The organism is Actinomadura sp. KC06 (genome assembly GCF_004348735.1).
Taxonomy (GTDB): Bacteria; Actinomycetota; Actinomycetes; order Streptosporangiales; family Streptosporangiaceae; genus Spirillospora.
Genome location: NZ_SMKT01000298.1, coordinates 1 through 5,397, shown reverse-complemented (window position 1 = coordinate 5,397; position 5,397 = coordinate 1). Strand labels below are relative to the sequence as shown.

Annotated in this window: 4 protein-coding genes; 3 read left to right on the top strand and 1 reads right to left on the bottom strand. The window is 73.7% G+C overall.

Translation table 11 applies throughout. From position 1 onward, the window contains the following. The first annotated feature begins 273 nt into the window (after positions 1-273). The 3 genes from E1287_RS41850 to E1287_RS41840 all read left to right on the top strand — a co-directional run bounded on the left by E1287_RS41850 (position 274) and on the right by E1287_RS41840 (position 4,408). Positions 274-1,947 carry a SpoIIE family protein phosphatase gene (locus tag E1287_RS41850; protein WP_165969453.1) on the top strand — a complete coding sequence of 558 codons (1,674 nt, stop codon included), beginning with the start codon at positions 274-276 and terminating at the stop codon, positions 1,945-1,947. Positions 1,948-2,074: 127 nt separating this feature from the next. Continuing rightward, positions 2,075-2,959: a hypothetical protein gene (locus tag E1287_RS41845; protein ID WP_243719814.1), complete on the top strand. Its 885-nt coding sequence runs from the start codon at positions 2,075-2,077 to the stop codon at positions 2,957-2,959. A gap of 39 nt (positions 2,960-2,998) precedes the next feature. Further along, a complete protein-coding gene (locus E1287_RS41840; protein ID WP_131971462.1) occupies positions 2,999-4,408 on the top strand; it encodes a hypothetical protein in 1,410 nt (469 codons plus the stop codon). Here the strand turns inward: E1287_RS41840 and E1287_RS41835 are convergent. Then, positions 4,405-5,289, bottom strand: a complete 885-nt coding sequence (locus tag E1287_RS41835; protein ID WP_131971460.1) for a hypothetical protein — start codon at positions 5,287-5,289, stop codon at positions 4,405-4,407. The two genes, E1287_RS41840 and E1287_RS41835, sit on opposite strands and share 4 nt — an antisense overlap. Positions 5,290-5,397: the final 108 nt, after the last annotated feature.

Here is a 5,397-nt window from a genome sequence, read left to right as displayed (position 1 = left end):
GCCGCCCCACCGGGCATGACCGCCCCGCCGGACACGTCGGACCCGCCCCGTCCGGCCGACCCGCCCCGAACCAGCCGCCCGCCGGGCACGGGCCCGTCGCCCGGCGCCGATGAGCCGCCCCGCTCAGATCGACCGCCCCACTCTGATCAGTCGCCGCCCCGACCAGGTCAGCCGCCCCGAGCAGCCCGCTCGCCGCTCAGTTCATGCCCGGATGCGCCGCATCCGCCCCCCGACCCGAGTCCGCACCCTGAGAAGGGATTGGAGACGATGGCCGTGAGGGAACCCCTGACCTATCTTGGCGAGGCCGGACAGCAGATCGGCAGCTCGCTCGACCACCTGCAGGCCGCCCGGGCGCTCGCCGAGGTGCTCGTGCCCCGGCTCGCCGACTTCGCCGCCGTCGAGCTGCTCGAACGCGTCGTCGCCGACTCGGCGCCGCCCGCCGCCGAGATCGACGAGACCACCCAGATGCGCCGCGTCGCGGTCGTCCACAACGACGAGCCCGGACGCTGGGACGACGCCGCCCCCGAGGGCGAGGCGCTGCTCCTGTCGTCCGGGACGCCGTTCGTCCAGGCCATGCGGACCGGACGTCCCGTCCACATCCCGCGCGTCGGCCCCGGGCGGGCCGCCGAGATCGCCGCCTCGTTCGGCGACCGCGACGACCTGCGCCCCCTGTTCACCGGCCGGGCCTTGCTGATCGTCCCGCTGATCGCCCGCGGCCGGGTCCTCGGCACGTTCAAGCTGCTCCGCAAGCCCGACCGGCCCGCGTTCGACGGACTCGACCTCGCCATGGTCGACGAGCTGGGCCGCCGCGCCGCGCTGTGCATCGACAACGGGCGGCTGTACCGGCGCGAGGTCCAGGTCGCCGAGGAACTGCAGCGCAGCATGCTGCCCGACGACCCGCCGGACGTCGCGGGCGCGCGCGTCCGGTACCGCTACCGGCCCGCCGAGCAGGCCGCGAAGGTCGGCGGCGACTGGTTCGACGCCATCCCGCTGCCCGGCTGCCGGCTCGGCATCGTCGTCGGCGACGTCATGGGCCACGGCCTCACCTCCGCGGCGATCATGGGGCAGCTGCGCACCGCCGTCCGCACCCTCGCGGCCGAGGACATGCGGCCCGCGCGGCTGCTGCGCCAGCTCGACGGCCTCGCCCGCCGCCTCGGCGAGGACTACCTCGCCACCTGCCTGTACGCGGTGTACGACCCGGTCGAGCGGCGGTGCACGTTCGCCAACGCCGGGCACGTCCCGCCGGTCCTGGTGTCGCCGTTCGGCGACAGCCGCGTGCTGCCCGTCCCGTCCGGGGTGCCGATCGGGGTCGGCGGCGAGCCGTTCGAGGCGATGGAGGTCCAGGTCGAGGACGGGTCCCAGCTCGTCCTGTGCACGGACGGCCTGCTGGAGCGCCGCGGCCACGACATCGACCACGGGCTCGAGGAGCTGCGCGGACGGCTCGCCGACGCGACCCCCGACCTCGACCTCACCTGCGACACCCTCCTCGACACGCTCGGCGCGGCCACCCCCGCCGACGACATCGCCATCGTGGCGGTCGGGTTCGACGGCATCCCCAAGGAGGACGTCGCCGCGTGGGAGCTCGAACCGGAGGCGAGCGCCGTCCCGCGGGTGCGCGGCGAGGTCGCCGGCAAGCTCGCCGAGTGGGACCTCGAACCGCTCACCGACACCGTCCAGCTGCTGGTCAGCGAGCTCGTCACCAACGCGCTCGTGCACGGCGCCGGCGCGATCGACCTCCGCTTGATCAAGGGCCGGAACCTGCTCTGCGAGGTCTATGACGACGGCGCCGACCTGCCCCGGCTCCGCCACGCCGAGGCCACCGACGAGACGGGCCGCGGGCTCCAGCTCGTCACCCACCTCGCCTCGCGCTGGGGCACGCACCGGGCCGAGCCGGGAAAGGTCGTCTGGTTCGAACACGATTTGCCGATGCCCCACCCGTCCGCCTGACCTGCATGGACAAGGGATTAATGGCGGCGTTGTGAGGCAAATGTCCCGTTGCGACGGATAGTTTCCAACGCCCCCGTGGGCTCTGATCGATATTGTCGACGCTCATCGATGCCCACGGGGGAAACTGTTGGGTGAGATTCTGACGCTGCCCGTCCCGGAGACGCTCTACGGAACCTACGCCGTGGCGCTCGCGGAACCGATCACCGACCCGGCCCGGCTGGCCCACGACGAGGTCGCGCGGCGCACCGAACCGCCGCTGCGCGGCCTCGTCCTCGGCATGCTCGACAGCCCCATGCTGACCCTCGACCAGCGCCCCGCGTCCCAGTTCCCGCCGCTGCCCCGCGACCTGCTCGCCGCCTACGGCGCCGCGCCGCCCGACCTCGCGGCCGTCGACGCCGCCCCCCACCTCCTCGCCGTCAGCGCCGCGTACCGGCCGGGCCGCCCGCCCGCGCACGAATGGGCGGCCCGCACGGTCGCCGGCGCCATCGCCGCCGCGCTGGGCGCGCCCGTCATCGACGTGTTCACCCCGCAGATCCTCACGCTCGGCCACCTCGAACGCTCCCTGCCCGGCCCGGACGGCGCCGTCCGGCTCACCGACTGGATGCTGCTCCCGCACACGTCCGGCCCGCACGGCTTCTACTTCACCACCAAGGGCCTCGCCAGATACGGGCTGCCCGAACTGCAGACGGACGACGTCCCGTCCGGTCTCGTGGAGGCGTGGGGACGCCTCCTCAACGGCCTCGCCCGCCGCGTCCTCGACCTCTGGCTGGACGAGCTGCCCGCCGGCGAGCAGCCCCTCGCCGTCGACGTCCCCGAGATCATCTCCGTGGGCCTGCGGGACATCGCCGCCGCTCAGGGCACCGATGAGCCGCTCCAGCGGGAGGTGGCCGTCCGGCTGCGCCTGGACGAGGACCCGGAGCCGGTTCTCACCGTCCTGCCCGCCCACGGCGGCCCGGACGCCCTCGAAGCCGTGTGCGAGGCCCTCTTCGGCGCACCCGAAAGCCGGCGATGACCTTGCCGATGATCTTGATCTGAGCGCAGGATCGACACCGTGAGATTCGGCCCGCGTGACCGTCCAAGCCCCGAACCCGAGGACTCCGGCCCCCCACAGCCGGACGACAGCGCACCCTCGCGTCCCGGCCCCTACCCGGAAGACGTCCGCGTGGCGGGCGCAAGCCCCGCGGGCGAGACCCCCGCGGAGGGAGTCCCCGCCCCCGAAGACGACCAGCCCGCCTCCGACTGGATCCCCGTCCAGCCGCAGGAGCCCCCGGGCGCCGAGCAGCAACCACCCGAGCCGCCGTCGACCTGGGATGCCGCCTCACCGGCCGACACGTCCTGGACACCCCACGAGCCGCCCGCCGGATCTTCGTGGACGTCCCTGGACCCGCCCGCCGAGACGGAGCCGCCACCGGAGATCCCGCCGTCACGAGGCCGCCACCAGGCGTCCGGCGAGCCGCCGCTGTGGACGCCGCACGAACCCGGCACCGCACCGCCCGCTGTAACGCCGTCATCACCGGAGACCCCGCCATCGTGGGGACGACACGAAGCGGGCCGCCACGAACGCACCACCGACGAGCCGTTCCTCCCAGGGAAGGGACTGACGGCCGAGCCACCGCCCTTGACCACGCCTGACGTGACGGCCCCCGACTCAGGCTGGTCGGCAGCAGTCCCAGAGCCACGCTGGGGAGAGGCGCAAGACCCGCCCGCGCGGCCGGGCCCGATGTCCGACCCCGCCCGCCGCAAGGCGCTGGCGGACGCGTTCGTGGCCGAGTTCGTGAACAGCACCACGTGGCGGGCCACACTCGCCGTCCTTGAGGGGGCGTTCCCTGGCCTGGGCATGGCCACAAGGCTGTCGCGCGAGACCGACGAGCTGTGGCGGACGATGGACGCCGTCGACCGCAAAGCGGCCCCCAAACTCGGCGTCCCCGTGTGGCTGGACGACGCCGGAATGGTCTTCGACCTCAGCGCCCACCTGGGCCCGCGTTCCGTCCGGACTCCTGCCGGCGGTCAGGCGGCCCCACCCCGAGCGTCGAAGCCCTACGCCGGCGCATTCGTGATCGACACTCTCGATCCGCTGCGCTACCACCGGGCGGTGGGCGGCCCGCGCGCACCGCGCGACCTCCCCGGCCAGGGCACACCGCTGCCGTCATCCGCGGAGGACGACGACAGCGGCGTCGTGATCGTCGCGAACCTGACCTCGGCGGGCGTCCGCGTGCTGGACTCCGCGGGACTCTGGCGGTACGCGGGCGAGGTCGTCACGGGAACGCTGCACGAGCCGGCGCGTCCGGAGACCCGGGCCAGGACGCGCAGGGCGCTGTGGGCGCTGCGGCGCGTGGTCTTCGTCGACCCCGACCTCGGGCTCGGCCTGTGCCTGGAGATCGACGCGGCCCGCGTCCCCCGCTGCCTGCTGGCGTTCGGCGTGGACCGCGCGGAAGGAGCGCCGCGCTTCGTCCGCCCCTAGTCGTCGGAGCGCAGCCAGGTCAGGTCGCTCTGCCGGTCGGCGGGCAGCTCGCGGAGCCGGTCCACGAGCTGCCACGGCTCGGCCGGCGGTGCGCCGTCGTCCGGAAGGACGCCGCAGACCAGGGCGCTCTGCGTGCCGACGGCGGTGAACGGCCCGAACCGCGCGACGCCCCCGCCGCGCAGCGCCCCCAGCTCGGTCAGCAACGCATTGAGGGCGGACGAGTCACGCGGGTCGTACAGGCCTCGCACATACGAGAGCAGGTCCTCGGCGAGCACCTCCGGACGGCGTCCGGAAAGGTGGTAGACGGTCCCGCGATAGGCGCCAGTGGCCTGCGCGGAACGCTGATCGCGCACACGGACGCGCAGCCCGTACTCGGCGGCGCACCGCTCGTACGCGCCGGCGAGCAGCGCCTCCGCCTCACCTTCCTCGCTGAGCACGACCCCGGTAACGATGCCTTCCTCGCGGTCGAGGCGGTCGAGCATCTCCTGGTGCAACTCCAGGACGTCCCGCTCCACCGCGTCCAGCGACCGGGCCAGCGCGTGCTGCGCGTCGCGGTCGAGATCGACGCCCGCGAGCTCGCCGGAGATGTCGCCGAACTGCTTCTCCAACCGCTCCACCCGCCCGGTAAGAGCATCGAGCCTGTCCAGAACCTCGCTGGACGGGGCCTCGGGTGGCGGGGGCGGCTGGATCGGGATGCCGGCGGGCTCCGTCGCCTCGTCCACCACCGCCGTGAGCGCCTCGTGCCGCCGCACCAGCTCGGACACCTGGTTGCGCAGTTCCCGCAGCTCCGCCTGCGCCCGGGGAAGCCGCTTGTCGGACGCCAGATACAACTCGCGCCCGCCGATCGCAAGGCACAGCAGGACCAGGATCACGGTGGTCATGGTCACGACGATAACCACCCACGACCCCGTTGGCCGAGACCACAACAGATCTCGTCCAAAAGGCCCCGCATTTTTCCCCCGCCCCCAGACCACAACTCCCCACCAAGA

Coding starts and splice junctions, on each gene's coding strand:
- E1287_RS41835 (WP_131971460.1), bottom strand. CDS start 5,289: ATGACCACCGTGATCCTGGTCCTGCTGTGCCTTGCGATCGGCGGGCGC.